This window comes from Micromonospora sp. NPDC048842, assembly GCF_040649935.1.
Classification (GTDB): Bacteria; Actinomycetota; Actinomycetes; order Mycobacteriales; family Micromonosporaceae; genus Micromonospora; species Micromonospora hortensis.
Genome location: NZ_JBEZGK010000002.1, coordinates 69,840 through 85,962, shown reverse-complemented (window position 1 = coordinate 85,962; position 16,123 = coordinate 69,840). Strand labels below are relative to the sequence as shown.

The window sequence follows — 16,123 nt, the reverse complement described above, 5'->3', positions numbered from 1 at the left end:
AGGTCCGATCCGCTGGCCGGGCTGCGGGCTTCACCAGCGGCCACCGTTCGCGCGCCAGGTCTGCGCCGGGGTCAGCCAACCGGCCCGGCCGGGTCGCGGCGAAGCCACCGTCGGCCGGTTCGCCCACGCGGGTGGTCGATTCGGCGGGCCAGCCGACCGCTCCGATCCGTTCGCGCCCGGCACGGCCGTCGCTGCGGCAACCTTCCTTTTCCGGTACGACCACCGTGCCCCGTTCCTGCCCCGGAAGTTGTGGCAGCGGGCAGAGTCGCCGCAATGCGTCTTCGTCCTGGACGAGACGGCCCTACGCCGCCCGATCGGTGGGCCGGCGGTACTGGACGCTCAGCTTGGTCGGCTGATGGAACTCGCCGTTATGCCGAGCGTCAGACTGCGCGTCGTGCCGCTCGACGCCGGAGCCCACGTCGGGTTGACGGGCGGCTTTCTGCTCGCTGAACTGCCCGACGGTGAACGGGTCACCTATGTCGAGGACGTTGCTCGTGGACACGTGAAGGTGACGCCATGACCGTTCCTCAACCCCGCTGGCGGACGTCGACCAGGTCCGGCGACACGGGCGGTGCCTGCGTCGAGGTGGCGGACAACGTGCCAGGTGTCGTCCTGGTCCGGGACAGCAAGGACCGCTCCGGCCCGACCCTCACCTTCGCTCCGGCCGCCTGGCGCGGCTTTCTTGCCGATGCCGTCCAGGCGGCCAGCCGACGGGCCGGTTAACGGCGCGGCGTGACAGTGGCCAGCAGTTCGGGCTGACGTCGGTCCAGCACGTCGCCGGCCAGGTACGCGCCCAGCAGCGCCGCGCCCAGCCCGTACGCGGCCCCGACCGGCAGGGCCAGCCAGAGCCACGCGTCACCGAGCAGCGCGGCGGCCACCACCATCGGCACCGCGGCGACCACCGAGGCGAGCATTGCCAGCAGGGTGAGCAGCCCCTTCGCCAGGCCCGCACCGCTGTTCATGGCGAACGGGTTGCTCGTCTCCGGCAGTGAGTACGCCCCGAGCACCGAGATCAGGCTGTTTACGGCCAACCCGGCGCCGTAGGTGGCGACCAGGCCGCCGATGGTCAGCCCGATCCACTCCGGTCGGCTGAGCAGTAACGACAACACCACAGCGACGACGCCCAACATCGGCAGCACGTACAGCGAGAAAGCCGTCATGCGGGCCCGCAACTCGACCCGGCCGGGCACCCCGGCCACCACGTTCGCCGCGTACGCGCTGCCGTCGAAGCCGAACTGGTTGGCCAGGGTGACGGAGGCGAGCACACCCACGAAGAGCATGGAGATGGTGACCAGGACCGGGGAGCTGTCACTGGCGTCCTGCGCCATTCCCTCCCCAGCCGCGAACCCGGCGCCACCCAGATTGATCATCACCGGTACGAAGATGCCGACCACCGCGATCGTGATCAGGTTGGCTCGGCGGCGCGCGTCCCGCCACCAGTAACGGGCCTCCCGGGCGACCAGGGCACCGAACCGGTCCCGGCCGGCCCAGGTCGCGACCCGGGGGAACAGTTGGGCGACCGCGCCGCCGGTGACCCCGCGCCGCACCGGGACCTTACCGGTGCTCGCCGCACCCACCATCGCCGACTCGATCGACCGGGACCACCAGGCCAGCAGGGCACCGAGCGCCACCACGGTGATCAGCAACTTGACCGGCGCCGCCCACACCCGCCCCTGGGCCACGTCGATGCCGAGGGTCCACGGAGCACCCAACGGCGTCCAGCCGATCACGGTTGCCACGCCGGTCAAGCGGGTCCAGTCCGCCTCACGGAGCGCGGCGAGGCCGAAGATCTGCAACGGGCCGAGCAGCGCGGCCGTCACCGCCAGCAGCACGGCCGCCAGGTCGCGGACCCGTCGGGACCGCAACATGGTGGCGAAGGCGCTGGTCACCGCCCGGCTGGCGGCCACACAGAGCAGCAACCCGGCGAGCACACCCACGACGGCGACCAGACCCGCAGACCAGCCACCCAACGACCAGGCGGTCAGCACCAGCCCGAACGACGCGATGAGCACCGCCAGCACCGGCACGCTGATCAGGGCCGCCACGAACAGGCCGGTCACCAACGTGCGCCGGGACAGCGGCAGCAACGCGAACCGGGCCGGGTCCAGTGTCTCGTCCACACCGAAGAAGACGAGCGGCAGAAACAGCCAACCCAGCACCAGCAGCCCGCCGCCGGCCGCCGCGATCAGCACCGCGTACCGGCCGTTGCCGGTCAGGCCCGGAGCGGCGAAGAGGAAGAACCCGCTGGCGGCGAACCAGAGCCCGAGCAACGCGCCGCCGACGAACAGGGCGATCCGCCAGCCCTGGCCCCGAAAGTTGTTGCCCATCACCCGCAGCTTGAGCCGTACGAAGTGGCGGGCGGAGACAGCGCGTACCGGCGCGGCAGGGGTGGCGTCCGCGCTCACTGGGAGAGCCACGACAGCTCCTCGCCGGTCGCGGTGCGCCCGCCGACCACCTCGACGAAGACCTGCTCCAACGAGCGACCGCCGCGGACCTCGTCGATGGCGCCCACCCGCTTGATGGTGCCGCCGGCCAGGATCGCCACGTGCGAGCAGAGCCGCTCGACGACTTCCATGACGTGACTGGAGAAGACCACGGTGCCGCCGCCGGCCGCGTACCGGGTGAGGATGTCCCGGATCAGCGCTGCGGAGACGGGGTCGACCGCCTCGAACGGCTCGTCCAACACCAGCACCCGGGGGCCGTGCAGCAGCGCGCAGGCCAGGCCGATCTTTTTCTTCATGCCCGCCGAGTAGTCCACCACCAGCGTCCGACCGGCGTCGCCGAGCGCCAGCACGTCCAGCAGCTCGGCAGCCCGCTGGTCGACCACCACCGGATCCATCCCCCGCAACAACCCGTTGTACGCCAGCAACTCCGCGCCGGTCAGTCGGTCGAACAACCGGACACCGTCGGGCATCACACCGAGCAGCCGCTTGGCGGTGACCGGGTCCTGCCAGACGTCGTGCCCGAGCACCCAGGCCGAGCCGGCGTCCGGTCGCAACAGCCCGACCGCCATCGACAGGGTGGTCGTCTTGCCGGCGCCGTTCGGGCCGAGCAGGCCATAGAAGGAGCCGGCGGGGACGTCCAGGTCGACGCCGGCCACCGCGATCGTGCCGTCGAACCGCTTGGCCAGGCCACGCAGTGCGAGCGCGGGGTGCTCAACAGTCATGCGCCGACGTTATCCGTCGATCGCCAGTTCCGCCGTCCGGCGGCGGGCGGACCCGCGATCATCCCCGAGGCGGACGAAGGTTCCGGGCAACAGACCCGCCGATCTTGCGGTCTCTGTTGTCGACATGGGGGATATGCGTCCTCTGTCGCGACAGAAAGTGCAAGATCGCGGAGCAGGTCGATCCAGCGCGGCCAGCTGTGCAACCGGGCACCGTGTTCGCGGGTGACAGGGGCAGGAGCGAAACGGGGAGAGACATTGGACAGAGATGACGGCTTCGAGGAGTTCTACCGAGCCAGCAGGCACCGGGTCGTCACAGTGCTGTACGCGCTCGGCGGCGACCTCCATGAGGCGCAGGACGCCGCGCAGGAGGCGTACGTGCGGGCCTGGCAGCGCTGGCGGCGCATCAGCGAGTACGACGATCCGGAGGCGTGGGTGCACCTCGTGGGACACCGCCTCCTTCAGAACCGTTGGCGGAAGATCCGGAACGGGATCACCGCCCATCGGCGGAATGGTCCGGTGACCGCGGTCGAACCACCGTCGGAGAACAACGTCGCGCTGGTCGCCGCGTTACGTCAGTTACCGACCGACCAACGCGAGGCGATCGTCCTGCACCACCTCGCGGATCTCTCGGTAGCTGACATCGCGACGCGGACCGCTGTTCCGGTCGGCACGGTCAAGGCCCGGCTCGCCCGAGGGCGCAAGGCTCTCGCACCTCTGCTCGGCACCACCCTCCCCGAGGAGGTCAGCAATGCCTGATCAGCCCTTCGTCGACCTGTTTCGGGACACCGAGCACCTGAGCTGGGCCCCGACCACACAGGTGCGGGAGCGCGGCCTGCGACGGGCCCGCCAGACGAGGATCGCTGCGGCGCTCGCCGCAGTGGTGGCAGTGGCCCTGGTGGCCGCCGGGGCGGTGGCGCTGGCCAGCGGCCGGGAGGGCGCGCCGACGCCGGTGCTGCCGGCGACCGGATCACCCACCCCGACACCCACGCCGTCGCCCACCTCCGCCGCTCCTCGGCCGTCGACGACCAGCACAACTCCCGCCACACCGCCATCGAGCCCGTCACGTACCAGTGGTCGGCCGTCAGCCGGTTCCACCAACCCGGCGATCCCGGCCGCAGCCATGCTGCGGCTCTCGGATCTGCCCGTCGGCTTCACGATGGCAGAGGACGACATTGACGGCGACTGGAGCCTGGAGTCGGTGTCGATCTACTGTCGCGAAGCGCCGTCCGGGACGTCCAGCCGCAGGCTCGCCCAGCGAACCGTGTCGTTCGACTCGCCGACCGACAGGATGATCCAACGCGTCGTCCGTTTCTCGATTCGCGATGCCGCCCGTGAGATGGACGCGGTCCGGGCACTTTTCACCGACTGCAAACCCAGGGGGGCGACCAGTTCGATGTCGGTCCTGGCCGATGGGCTGGGGGCCGGTGACGAGTCTCTGCTGGTGGGCTCGGACATCGAGGGCGTGCGGAGCCGCTGGCTCGTCGTACGGCAGGGTGACCTGGTGGCACAGGTGGCGTTGGACATGGACACCACCCCGAAGGAGGCGCTGCGGTACGCCCGCCCGGTGGCGCAGCGGCTCTGCGCCGGCACTGACACCTGCTGAGGGCATGTCGCAGCGGTGATCACTGCATGCGGAGGGCTTCCGGGGTGTGTAGGCGGAGCATGGTGGCGGCGACGTCGGCCGGGGCCCGCCGGCGGGTCGCCATCGACACGGCGACCATCACCGTGAAGGCCAGTGGCACCGTCCAGGCGGCCGGCTGCGCGATGAGCGTGGCCGGCCAGCCGGACAGCGGTGGCCCGAGCACTGTGACCAGCACCGCGCCGATCGCCGCGCCGCCGCCGGCCACCACGCCGGCGGTGGCGCCCACGTCGGTCAGCCCGCGCCACCAGATGCCGAGCACCAGCAGCGGGCAGAAGCTCGAAGCGGCGACCGCGAAGGCCAGCCCGACGACCTGCGAGACGTCCAGCCCGGAGACGTGCAGCGCCAGCACCGCTGGCACGCCACCGGCGATGACGGTGGCCAGCCGGAACCCGCGTACCGATCCCCGACCGAGCACGTCCGTCGAGATCACCCCGGCGACGCTGGTCAGCAGGCCGGACGAGGTGGAGAGGAACGCCGCGAAGGCGCCCGCGGCGACCAGCGCGGCGAGTAGCCGCCCGGCCAGGCCGTCACCCAGGGCCGCCTCGGGTAGCAGCACCACCACCGCGTCGGTCTGGCCGCTGAGCAGCAGTTGCGGGGTGTAGATCCGGCCGAGGACCCCGTACAGGGTGGGCAGCAGGTAGAACGCGCCGACCAGCGCCAGCACGACCAGTGTGGTCCGACGGGCCGCCGCGCCGTCCGGATTGGTGTAGAAGCGCACCAGCACGTGCGGCAGGCCCATGGTGCCCAGGAAGGTGGCCAGGATCAGCGAGTACGTGGCGAACAGGCCCCGGTCGTCGTCACCGGCGGCGCTGGGCAGCAACCAGTCGCTGGCATCGGTGGCCACCCCGGAGACGTCCGGCACCGGATCACCGGCGGCGAAGGTCAGCTCGTCGCCGGGGCGTACCTCCCGGACGTCACCGTCGGGCAGGGTGAGGGTCGCGCGGTGCTCGACCACGACGGTGGTCGCGGCCCGGAACGTCGGCCCGTCGGGCGGGGTCACCGCCGGGCGGCCGTCGGCCTGCCACTGCAGGGCCAGGAAGATCACCGGTACGGCGAGAGCGGTCAGCTTGAGCCAGTACTGGAACGCCTGCACGAAGGTGATCGCGCGCATGCCGCCCAGCGCCACGTTCGCGGTGACCACTGCCGCCACCAGCAGAGCTCCGAGGGGGTACGGGGAGCCGGCCACAGTGGCCAGGGTCAGCCCGGCGCCCTGGAGCTGCGGCACCAGGTACAGCCAACCGATGAAGATCACGAAGGCGGTGGCCAGGATGCGGAGTCGACGCGACCCCAGCCGCAGCTCGCAGAAGTCGGGCAGGGTGAACGCCCCGGAGCGGCGCAGCGGCGCGGCCACGAAGAGCAGCAGGGCCAGGTAGCCGGCGGCGAACCCGACCGGGTACCAGAGCACGTCCACGCCGTACTTGAGGACCAGCCCCGCGATGCCGAGGAAGCTCGCCGCCGACAGGTACTCCCCGCCGATGGCTGCGGCGTTCCAGGTCGGACTGATCGCCCTGGACGCCACCAGGAAGTCGGAAGTGGTCCGGGCCAACCGCAGCCCGTAGAAGCCGATCCCGACGGTGACCAGGGTGACCGCGACGATGGCCGGGACCACGAAGTCGTTGCCCACTCAGCGCTCCGGCCGTTGCACCAGGTCGGTGAAGTCCTGCTCGTTGCGCTCGGCCAGCCGCACGTACGCCCAGCCCACGCCGATCAGGAACGGGAAGGAGGCCACCCCGAGCAGCAGCCACGGCAGGTTGACGCCGGCGACTGTGGTCCGGCCGAGCGAGGGTGCGATCGCGAACAGCCAGGGCAGCCCGCCCAGACCGATGGCCACCACCAGGGACAGCCGCAGCGCCAGCGCGAGTTGAGCCCGGACCAGGCCGCGGACCAGCGCCTCGCCGACCTGGGTCTGCTGAGCCAGCTCGGCGCGGGTCCGCTCGGCGCGGGTGTCCTGCCTGGTGATCTCGGCCAGCACGATCCGGGACCGCCGGGGCGGCGGTACCGCACCGCTCGACCCCACGTCGGGGAGTTGCTTGGCCACCCCGGCAGTCTCGCCCGCCGTACGCGATTGTCAAGCGTTCATGCTCACCAGCGTTGCAACCCGAGGCAGTCGGTCAGGCTGGCGCTCACCGGGGTCGTGTCGAGAACCCGCCGGGCGCGTTCCCTGCCGAGGTTCGCCGCCCAGAACCCGTCCCGGGGCAGCTCGGCGGCGATCTGCCCCAGCGCGCAGGAGCGCATCGGTTCGGGCAGCCGGTTCAGGGCCGGTACGGCATCGGCCGACAGCCCGGACAGGTAGCTGACGTCCAACCGGCCGGTCTCCAGGTACCTGTCGACGTTCCGATCGGCGATCAGGCGGTCCGGGTTGAGAAGGGCCAACCCGAGCAGCGCCAGCACCGCGGTGCCGACCACGAGCCGGGGGAGCCATTCGGCCCGCAACCGCGCCACGGCAACCCCGACCAGGACGAAGAGCAGCCCGAGCCAGAGTTCGACAGTCGACACGACGAGCCGCAGCCGGGTGGCACCGTACGCGTCGGCGTAGACCTGCATCCGGTAGAGCGCCGAGGCGACGATCACCAGACTGAGCGCGGTGAGTGTGCCGAGCAGTACGCGGACCAGCAGGCGGTCCCTCCGGGTGGCCTTCGGCGCCCGGCGGGCGGCGATCGCGATCACCAGCAGGGTGAGTGCGGTGACGGCGAGCAGTTGCCAGAAACCGCCGCGGGCGTACTGGGCGTAGGTGAGCCCTGCCGTCCGCAGCACGTGCCCCGCTCCGCCGAACAACACTGTCAGCTGGACCAGCACGAACGCGGCGAAGAGGGCGTCGAGCAACACCAGCGGGAGGGTCCACTCCAGCCGGTGGGCCGGCCGTGACGACGCCGGTCGCAGACCCTCCAGGTCGGGTGGGCGGGTGACCAGGTACGCGCCGCCGAGCAGACCACCGCCGATCAGGGGCAGCCGCAGCGACCAGCCGATCACACCGGCCGGGTCGATGTCGGGCAGCAGACCGCCGACCAGGTTGGCGAAGACCGCGTCGGCGGAGGAGAAGAGCAACCCGAACAGCGTCAGCAGGACGGCGGACACCGCCAGGCTGCTCACGATGCGTCCGAACCCGACCCCCGACCCCGCCGGGCGGTTGGTACGCACTCCGCGTACCGCCCACGGGAGCGCCCGTACCGTCGCGGCGGGTGGCAGTGTCACGGCGACCAGCATTCCGAGTGGGCTTCGCCCGCCGGTCACCGCCAGCGTCAGGGCCCCGACCGCTGCGATCAGGCAGAGCGCGAAGAGCCAACCGGCGGCCCGGAACGTGCCGACGGCGATCAACGCGATCGTCGCCGCAGCCCAGGCGACCTGCGCCACCCGCCCCGGTGCCCCCGTGGCACCGGGACGGGCGGGTTCGGCACCGGATGCGGTGCCGGGCTCGGTCGGCTCGGTGCGGGCCGCGACCGGGGAGGGCGTCCCGGACCTGACGGCGGCGGTGGTGAGGGCGGCAGTGCCGGCCAACGCGGCGACCAGCCAGCCGAGGCCCGGACGAACCATCGTGAGCACCGAGGCGCCGACGACTGCTGCCGCCGTCGACGCCACCAGCACCGTCGGACCCGCTTCGCCCGATGGCCCCGGCCAACGCCGCGTGATCATCGATGGTGGCCGGGGCAGGAGCGGTACGGCCGGAGCAGCCTGGGGCCGACCGGCCGCCGGTGGTGCGGCCGGGCCGGGCCTGACGGTCGGGGCGACCTGCGCCGGCCCGGTCGGCCCGGTGGCCGGGAGGGGGGTGCTGCCGGGGCTGGTCATGCTGCCTCTTCTCGGTATGGCCCGTCACACGGGATGGTGACCTGGATGCGGCAGCCGGGCCGGCCACCCCGGTCTGGTTCAGCGGGATCGAGGACACCGATCCGGCCGCCATGCAGTTCGACGACCCACCGGGCGATGGCCAGGCCGAGTCCGGTCCCGCCGCCGGCCGACCGGTCGCCGCGGGTGAACCGCTCGAACACCCGGGAACGCTCGTCCGGCGGAATGCCCTGGCCCTCGTCGCTCACCTCGAAGCGGAGCTGGTCGCCGTGCTCCTCGGCGCACAGCCGTACCGTGCCGCCGGGTGGGCTGTGTCGGGCCGCGTTGTCCAGGAGGTTCGCGAAGACCTGGTGCAGTCGCCACGGGTCCGCGTGGACCGTCAGCGGTGCCGGCAGGTCGCGGAGCTGGAAGCGCACGTCCAGGCCGGCGCCGGACGCGCTGGCCGTGGCGTGCTCCACCGCCTCGTCGAGGAAGTCCCCCACGTCTATGCGTACGCGCCGCAGCGGCACCACCCCGGCGTCGAGTCGGGACAGGTCGAGCAGGTCGGCGACGAGGTGCCCGAGCCGTTCGGTCTGGGCCAACGCCGAACGCAGCGCCGCGGGTTCGGGGTCGGCGACCCCGTCCACCATGTTCTCCAGCACGCCCTGCAACGCGGTGATCGGCGTACGCAGCTCGTGCGAGACGTTGGCGATCAGCTCGCGTCGGCGTTGGTCGGCGGCGTGCAGGTCCTCGGCCATCTTGTTGAACGCCTGGGCCAGCTCGCCGACCTCGTCGCGGGAGGTGGCGCGTACCCGACGTGTGTAGTCGCCGCGGGCCATCGCGCCGGCGGCTGCCGTCATGTCCCGCAACGGCGAGGTCATGCCGTGGGCGAGCACCTGCGAGGTGAGCAGGGCGACGGCGATGGCGGTGGCCGAGGTGATCGGCGGCGGCCAACCGATGCCGTACGAGAAGTAGGCGAGCCCGGCCGCCCCGGAGGCGACCAGCAGCACACCCAGCTTCAGCTTGATCGAGCGCACCGGGTCCAGCGGTCGGGGCAGCAACTCCAGCACCCGGTCCAGTCGGGTGAGCACTGTCGCTGTCATGACGGCAGCTCCAAGGCGTAGCCGACCCCGTGCACGGTGCGGATGAGATCGGCGCCCAACTTGCGGCGCAGAGCCTTGATGTGGCTGTCCACGGTGCGGGTGCCGCTCCCGTCACCCCATCCCCAGACGTCGGCGAGCAGCCGTTCCCGGGGGAGCACCGTGCGGGGCCGCCCCGCGAGGTGGACCAGCAGGTCGAACTCGGTCGGGGTGAGGTGCACGTCCGCCCCGGCCCGGCGGACCCGTCGCTCGGCCTCGTTGATCTCGATGTCGCCGAGGCGGATGGCGGGCGGCGCGGGAGTGGCGGCGGCCCGTTCCATCCGACGTAGCAGTACGTGCACCCGGGCGGTGAGCTCCCGCATCGAGAACGGCTTGGTGAGGTAGTCGTCGGCGCCGACCGCCAGCCCCACGAGCAGGTCGGTCTCGTCGTCCCGGGCGGTGAGCATCAGCACCGGCACCGGCCGGTCGGCCTGGATCCGGCGGCACACCTCCAGGCCGTCGAAGCCCGGCAGCATCACGTCGAGGACGACGATATCCGGCTGTCCGGCGTGGAACTGGGCGACAGCGCTGGGCCCGTCCGCCGCGATCTCCACAGCGAAACCCTCGGCCCGTAGTCGGGCGGCGATGGACTCGGCGATGGTCCGTTCGTCCTCGACCACCAGTACCCGGCGTGCGCTCATGGGTCCTGACTGTAGGGAGCGGCCGTGGAGATCAGTGGTTTGCGTTGTGAATAACCTGTGGAGAACCGGTCACGGCTGTGGATAACTCGGGGATCATGCCGGTTGGCGTGTGGGAACTCCGGAGGCTCGTTGTGGACAACCGACCGAGGTGCTGGAAGTCGGGCCGTCCGGACCGGTGGGATGGCCCGACTTCCAGGAACCCGAGTCGATCATCGTCGGCCCGCGGTCACTCCAGGCCGACGCGCTCCGGCCGGGCCGAGGCGGAGCCGAGCCAGGTGTGCGGGTTGCCGTACCAGCACCAGCCCAGCTTGGGTGCGCCCTGGCTGATCCACAGCGCCGGCACCCGCTTGTCGCCGCACCGGGAGCCGACCAGCGAGAAGCACCTGTTGCTCGCCAACGCGGCCGGGTGCAGCGTGATGAAGGCGAGCCCCTCGTCGATGCTCAGCGGCAGTCGACCCTGGGCGGTGATCCCCTCCATGGCCGTGGCGGGTGCCAGGTTGCGGTACTCCTCGCCCCGGTCGACCTCGAAGAGCAGGTACGCCGGACCGGCGGGCACCTCCAGTTCCTTGATCGGGTCGAAGCGGGGCAGGTCGTCCTCGGCAAAGTTCTGGTCGACGACGCCGGGCTTGCTCTTGCCGGCCAGGGTGGTCACCTCCACCCGTTCCGGCACACCGATGAGGTCCCGGGTGGTGACCAGCAGGAACGGCACCCGGGCGTCGGTGGGTGCGGGCAGGCCGGCGGTGCCCTCGACCGCCCTGGCGCGCAGTGGCGCAACAAGGTCGCGGAAGGCGTTCTCGGTCAGCCCGGCGAGGGCGGGGTAGCCGAGCTGCACCAGTCGGTCGAGTTGGCTGTCGAACTCGGATTCAGCGTCGAACAGGGTCTCGGTCACGGCAAGCCTCCCGGAAGTCGTACGGCTTAGCGTACAACGTACGGTAGGGCTGCTCCCATTCCCGGCTCAGCGACTCCAATCCTGCTTCGCGGCCCTGACCAGCTTGTCCTTCAGCTCCCGGGTGTGCCGCCGGCTCACCGGCAGCTCGGTCGAGTCGATCACCACCACGTAGCCGGAGTTGACCAGGCGCAACTCCGCGATCAACTTCAACTGCACCAGGTACGACCTGTGCACCCGGACGAAACCGGCATCGGCCCAGCGCTCCGCCAGCGTGGCCAGCGAGACGCGCACCAGGTGCGACCCGTCCGCTGTGTGCAACCGGGCGTAGTCGCCCTGCGCCTCCACCCAGCGCACCGCCGAACGGGGCAGCATCCGGGTGGTGCCGGCCAACTCGATGGGGATGGTCGGGTCCTCCTCGGCGCGGGCCAGCGCCGCCGGGTGCGACGGCACCACCCGCGAGCCGATCACCCGACGCAGCGACTCGGCGAGCCGATCGGCACGCACCGGTTTCCGCACGTAGTCGGTGGCGCCCAGGTCGAAGGCGTCCACCGCGCCGTCGTCGTACGCGGTGACGAACACGATCGCCGGTGGCCGGGCGAAGCGGCGCAACACCCGGGCCAGCTCCATGCCGTCCAGGCCGGGCATCCGGATGTCCAGGAAGACCACGTCCACGTCGCCGTCGCGCAGCAGCCGCAGCGCCTCGGTGGCATCCCCGGCCGTGTGCAGGCGGGCCACCCGGGGGTCGGCCCGCAGGTGGTACGCCAGCTCGTCGAGGGCGGGCGGCTCGTCGTCCACAGCGAGGACGCGCAAGAAACCGGAAGCGTTCACCGCACCCGTCCCGGTCCGCTCGCTCACGACCCTGCCCGCACGCCCGGGTGGAACTTCGGCACCCGCATGCTCACCTTCGTGCCCGAGCCCAACCCGGTCTCCACTACCAGGCCGAACCGGTCACCGAAGACCGAGCGCAACCGCTCGTCGACGTTGGAGAGGCCGACGTGCTGGCCCGTGTCGTCGCCCGGGTCGCCGGTGCCGCGGGCCAGCTCGGCGATGCCGGCGGTCAGCGTGGTCGGATCCATTCCCACTCCGTCGTCCTCCACCGTGATGTGGCATTCGGCTCCCGCGTCCCGGGCCTCGATGCTCACCATGCCCGTGCCCGGCTTGCGGGACAACCCGTGGCGAACCGCGTTCTCCACGAGCGGCTGGAGGCAGAGGAACGGCAGCGTCACCGGCAGGACCTCCGGTGCGATCTGCAACCGCACCTGCAACCGGTCGCCGAACCGGGCCCGCTCGATGGTCAGGTAGCGGTCGATCGACCGCAGCTCCTCGGCCAGCGTGGTGAACTCCCCGTGCGCCCGGAACGAGTACCGGGTGAACTCAGCGAACTCCAGGATCAGCTCCCGGGCCCGCTCCGGGTCGGTGCGTACGAACGAGCCGATCGCGGTCAGCGCGTTGTAGATGAAGTGTGGGCTGATCTGCGCCCGCAACGCGCGGATTTCTGCGCGGGCCAGCCGCTCCCGCGACGAGTCCAGCTCGGCCAGGGCGAGCTGGTTACCAGCCCAGTGCGCCGTCTCGAGGGTGGCCTGCACCAACCCCGGAGGTGGCGGGCTGTCGGCGACCGCCACCAGCGCGCCCACCACCCGGCCGTCCGCCGCCAGCAACGGCGCGACCACCGCCCCGCGGACCGGGCAGTCGACCCGATCGCAGTGCAGTTCCTGCTCACCAAGCACCGTCGAGCGGCCGCTGTCCACCGTCCGCTGGGCCGCCGCTAGCAGTTGCTCTCCGTGGTGGGTGCCGCGCCCGTCGAGGGCCAGCAACCGGTCGGCGTCGGTGAGCGCCAGCCCGACCGCGCCCACCAGCGCCCGCAGATGCCGTACGGCCTTCGCCGCGCCCGCTTCACTCAACCCCGCACGCAGCGGCTCGGCCGCCAGGCCGGCGGTGTGCAGCACCTCGTAGGTGGCCCGCTGGGTGGCCGTGGCGATGCCACGGCGGGCTCGTAGCCGCAGCACCGCCAGCAGGGCTGCGGTCAGCGCGGTGACGAGTGAGACGACGCCGACCACGGCGGAGAGGTTGGCAGCCACGCAGCGATCCTCGCCCCTGCGAGCCGGCGCGCCAACCCTCTAGTACGCGCCCTTGCGGGCGAGCACCACCCCGACGGTGCGCCACAGGATGCTCAGGTCGTACGCGAGCGACCAGTTGTCGACGTAGTAGAGGTCCAGTCGGACCGACTCGTCCCAGGACAAATCGGAGCGGCCGGAGACCTGCCACAGCCCGGTCATGCCGGGGCGGACCAACAGTCGGCGCCGCACGTCACCCAGGAAGTCGCCGTCGTCGGCCGGTAGCGGGCGGGGCCCGACCAGCGACATCTCGCCCCACAGCACGTTGATCAGCTGCGGCAGCTCGTCCAGCGACGTGGCCCGCAGGAAGCGACCGACCGGGAAGACCCGCGGGTCCTCCTTCATCTTGAACAGCATGCCGTCGGTCTCGTTCCGATCGACAAGGCTGGCCAGCCGGTCCTCGGCGTTGACGTACATTGTCCGGAACTTCCACACCCGGAACGTGCGCCCCTCGTGCCCCACCCGGGGCTGGCGGAAGAAGACCGGCCCGGGGTCGGAGATCCGGATCGCCACGGCGATGGCCAGGAAGAGCGGAACCAGCAGCAGCAGGCCGAGACCAGCGGCGACCCGGTCCATCAGGTTCTTCGCCAGCAGCGCCGGCCCGGAGAGGGTCGGCTCCTCGACGTGCAGCAGCGGCAGACCCTCGATCGGCCGGATGTGCACCCGAGGGCCGGCGATGTCGGTGAGCTGCGGGGCGACCACCAAATCGACGCCGGAGCCCTCCAACTGCCAGGCCAGACGGCGCAACTCGCCCGGCTCCGCGCTGGCCGACCCGCAGACGGCGATCGTGTCCCCACCGACCTCACGGACCAGGGCCAGGACGTCGCGTCCGGCGTACACCGGAACCGGGGTCGGCATGCCTCGGGCCGCCGCGTACCCGTCGGTGATGTGGATGGCGACGGGCATCAGCCCGGCGGCCGGGCTGCGGGTGACCGCCGCGTAGACCTCCAGGCATTCGGGCAGGGTGCCGACCAGCACCATCCGGTGAGCGGCCTGGCCGGCCCGCCGCCGGATGTAGTGCAGCGCCCACCGGGCCACGAAACGGCCCCACAGGATCAACAGCGTCGCGCCGACCAGCGCCGTGCCGACTGTGAACCGGGAGAGCTGGGTGACAGTAGAGAAGGCGAGGAAGGAGACGCTCGCGGCCACCGTCACCGATGCCCGGATCACCCGCTTGAACTCGTCCGGGCCGAGCCCCAGGTAGCGCCGGTCGTAGGCCCGGTTGCTCCAGAGGATCACCACCCAGCCGAGCGGGAGCAGCAGGTAGGAGACGGTGTGGAACCACGTCGGGTCCTGCTGGGTGCCGGAGAACCCGGAGGCAGCCTGGTCGAAGAGCTGGATCGCGATCCAGCTGGCGAACGCCGCGGCGCCGAAGTCGAGCAGCAGCAGGATCGCGATGTAGGGGCGGTGCCAGCGGGAGACACGGCGTCGCGCCCTCGTCCAAGCCGACCGAGGGACGCCGTTGTGGGACGGCGGCGTCGGCGGCTGGATCTCGAAGCTGTCGACGTGCCGCACGAGTCTGCTCCGGCCTTCGTTGGTTACCGGGCGCTGGAGGCTTGCCGTCACCTCACCCATGTCCTCCCGCATGACACGGGCCGCTCACTCGGCGTGAAGGCCCGGGTCGCCCACCGTCCCAGTCTCCCACGCTGGCTCCGACCGGTCGTCGCCCCGAAGGAGATTGGCGACCGACGGTGCTGGCGGGATCTGGCCGGCTCCGCACCATTTCAGAAGCCGGGGACCGGGCCACTATACCGATGGATGCGCGCGTGGCGAGAAGGGCGGACCGGAGCTTCCGCTCACTGAGGGAGATTCCGCTCCGTAGCCCTGAAGTGCCATTACTCACCGTACGAGGCGAGACAACCGACGGTCAGCGAGCGGCTTGCCGCCGGTCTGGCAGGTGGGGCAGTACTGGAGGCTGGAGTCGGCGAACGACACCTCGCGCACAGTGTCACCGCAGACCGGGCAGGGCAGCCCGGTGCGGGCGTGCACCTTCAGCCCGGAGCGCTTCTCGCCCTTCAGCTCCGCGGCCCGCTGACCGAGGGACCGCTCGACCGCGTCGCCGAGGACCTGTCGGGTGGCGGCGTGCAAAGTGGCGATCTGGGCGTCGGTGAGCCGATCGGTGATCGCGAACGGGGACAGCTTCGCGGCGTGCAGGATCTCGTCGGAGTACGCGTTGCCCACCCCGGACAGCACCGACTGGTCGGTCAGCACCCCCTTGACCTGCCCCCGCCTGCTCCGCAGCCGCTCGGCGAAGAGAGGCAGATCCGCGGCGAGCGCGTCCGGGCCCAGCTTGGCCACACCGGGGACCGTCGCGAGGTCGGTGACCAGATACGCGGCCAGCTTCTTCTGGGTGCCGGCCTCGGTGAGATCGAAGCCGGAACCGTCGTCCAGGCGTACCCGCACCGCGATCGGGCCCTTGCCCGGACGCAGCGGGGTGGTGGCGGGGAACGCCTCCCGGTAGTGCAGCCAGCCCGCTCGCGCCAAATGCACCACCAGGTGCAGGCTGCCCTCGAAGAGGACGTCGAGGAACTTTCCGTGCCGACTGGCGTCGACAACCGCCCGGCCGGCGACCTCGGTCGGCGCCGGCTCGTACGTCTTTAGGGCGCTGATCGCGGCGATCTCCAGCCGATCGACGCGCCGCCCCACCGCGCGCTGACGCAGGTAACCCGCGAGCGCCTCAACCTCCGGTAGTTCGGGCACGACACAACGGTAGCCTTCTTTCCCGTGAGCGTGAGGAATGAGCTTGCGAGTCCCGCAATCGCGAACGAGAGGC

16 protein-coding genes are annotated in these 16,123 nt (G+C 71.5%); 4 read left to right on the top strand and 12 right to left on the bottom strand.

The genetic code is table 11. The annotated features are described in order from the left end of the window. Positions 1 to 247 precede the first annotated feature (247 nt). Positions 248 to 520: a Scr1 family TA system antitoxin-like transcriptional regulator gene (locus tag AB0C19_RS02885; RefSeq protein WP_357178485.1), complete on the top strand. Its 273-nt coding sequence runs from the start codon at positions 248 to 250 to the stop codon at positions 518 to 520. After that, a complete protein-coding gene (locus AB0C19_RS02880; protein WP_357178482.1) occupies positions 517 to 723 on the top strand; it encodes a DUF397 domain-containing protein in 207 nt (68 codons plus the stop codon). Before AB0C19_RS02885 ends, AB0C19_RS02880 begins: the two co-directional genes overlap by 4 nt. Here the strand turns inward: AB0C19_RS02880 and AB0C19_RS02875 are convergent. After that, positions 720 to 2,405, bottom strand: a complete 1,686-nt coding sequence (locus AB0C19_RS02875; RefSeq protein WP_357179469.1) for an ABC transporter permease — start codon at positions 2,403 to 2,405, stop codon at positions 720 to 722. The two genes, AB0C19_RS02880 and AB0C19_RS02875, sit on opposite strands and share 4 nt — an antisense overlap. Next, the gene (locus AB0C19_RS02870) at positions 2,402 to 3,166 is read right to left on the bottom strand and encodes an ABC transporter ATP-binding protein (protein ID WP_357178479.1); all 765 of its coding nucleotides are present in this window, start codon (positions 3,164 to 3,166) and stop codon (positions 2,402 to 2,404) included. The genes AB0C19_RS02875 and AB0C19_RS02870 overlap by 4 nt, the downstream gene beginning before the upstream one ends. A 255-nt stretch (positions 3,167 to 3,421) precedes the next feature. On the opposite strand from AB0C19_RS02870, the gene AB0C19_RS02865 reads away from it, so the two are divergent. Both AB0C19_RS02865 and AB0C19_RS02860 read left to right on the top strand, forming a co-directional pair. Continuing rightward, positions 3,422 to 3,922, top strand: coding sequence for a SigE family RNA polymerase sigma factor (locus tag AB0C19_RS02865; RefSeq protein ID WP_357178475.1), 501 nt, complete (start codon positions 3,422 to 3,424; stop codon positions 3,920 to 3,922). Further along, positions 3,915 to 4,769 carry a hypothetical protein gene (locus AB0C19_RS02860; RefSeq protein WP_357178472.1) on the top strand — a complete coding sequence of 285 codons (855 nt, stop codon included), beginning with the start codon at positions 3,915 to 3,917 and terminating at the stop codon, positions 4,767 to 4,769. The genes AB0C19_RS02865 and AB0C19_RS02860 overlap by 8 nt, the downstream gene beginning before the upstream one ends. A 19-nt stretch (positions 4,770 to 4,788) precedes the next feature. On the opposite strand, the gene AB0C19_RS02855 is transcribed toward AB0C19_RS02860, so the two are convergent. The 10 genes from AB0C19_RS02855 to AB0C19_RS02810 form a co-directional block, all read right to left on the bottom strand. Next, positions 4,789 to 6,432 (bottom strand): cation acetate symporter, encoded by a 1,644-nt coding sequence (locus AB0C19_RS02855; RefSeq protein ID WP_357178469.1) that lies wholly within the window; start codon positions 6,430 to 6,432, stop codon positions 4,789 to 4,791. Beyond that, positions 6,433 to 6,846, bottom strand: coding sequence for a hypothetical protein (locus tag AB0C19_RS02850; protein ID WP_238687560.1), 414 nt, complete (start codon positions 6,844 to 6,846; stop codon positions 6,433 to 6,435). 44 nt (positions 6,847 to 6,890) lie between these two features. Continuing rightward, a complete protein-coding gene (locus AB0C19_RS02845) occupies positions 6,891 to 8,591 on the bottom strand; it encodes a DUF4173 domain-containing protein (RefSeq protein ID WP_357178465.1) in 1,701 nt (566 codons plus the stop codon). Then, positions 8,588 to 9,670: a HAMP domain-containing sensor histidine kinase gene (locus AB0C19_RS02840; RefSeq protein WP_357178462.1), complete on the bottom strand. Its 1,083-nt coding sequence runs from the start codon at positions 9,668 to 9,670 to the stop codon at positions 8,588 to 8,590. The genes AB0C19_RS02845 and AB0C19_RS02840 overlap by 4 nt, the downstream gene beginning before the upstream one ends. Beyond that, a complete protein-coding gene (locus tag AB0C19_RS02835; RefSeq protein ID WP_357178459.1) occupies positions 9,667 to 10,347 on the bottom strand; it encodes a response regulator transcription factor in 681 nt (226 codons plus the stop codon). Before AB0C19_RS02835 ends, AB0C19_RS02840 begins: the two co-directional genes overlap by 4 nt. A gap of 226 nt (positions 10,348 to 10,573) precedes the next feature. Next, positions 10,574 to 11,236: a DUF5701 family protein gene (locus AB0C19_RS02830; protein WP_357178456.1), complete on the bottom strand. Its 663-nt coding sequence runs from the start codon at positions 11,234 to 11,236 to the stop codon at positions 10,574 to 10,576. A gap of 66 nt (positions 11,237 to 11,302) precedes the next feature. Continuing rightward, the gene (locus AB0C19_RS02825) at positions 11,303 to 12,064 is read right to left on the bottom strand and encodes a LytTR family DNA-binding domain-containing protein (protein ID WP_238670054.1); all 762 of its coding nucleotides are present in this window, start codon (positions 12,062 to 12,064) and stop codon (positions 11,303 to 11,305) included. 23 nt (positions 12,065 to 12,087) lie between these two features. Further along, positions 12,088 to 13,314, bottom strand: a complete 1,227-nt coding sequence (locus tag AB0C19_RS02820) for a histidine kinase (RefSeq protein WP_357178452.1) — start codon at positions 13,312 to 13,314, stop codon at positions 12,088 to 12,090. Between the two features lie 39 nt (positions 13,315 to 13,353). Continuing rightward, a complete protein-coding gene (locus AB0C19_RS02815) occupies positions 13,354 to 14,925 on the bottom strand; it encodes a sugar transferase (protein WP_357179465.1) in 1,572 nt (523 codons plus the stop codon). A gap of 264 nt (positions 14,926 to 15,189) precedes the next feature. Then, positions 15,190 to 16,050 carry a DNA-formamidopyrimidine glycosylase family protein gene (locus AB0C19_RS02810; protein WP_357178449.1) on the bottom strand — a complete coding sequence of 287 codons (861 nt, stop codon included), beginning with the start codon at positions 16,048 to 16,050 and terminating at the stop codon, positions 15,190 to 15,192. Positions 16,051 to 16,123: the final 73 nt, after the last annotated feature.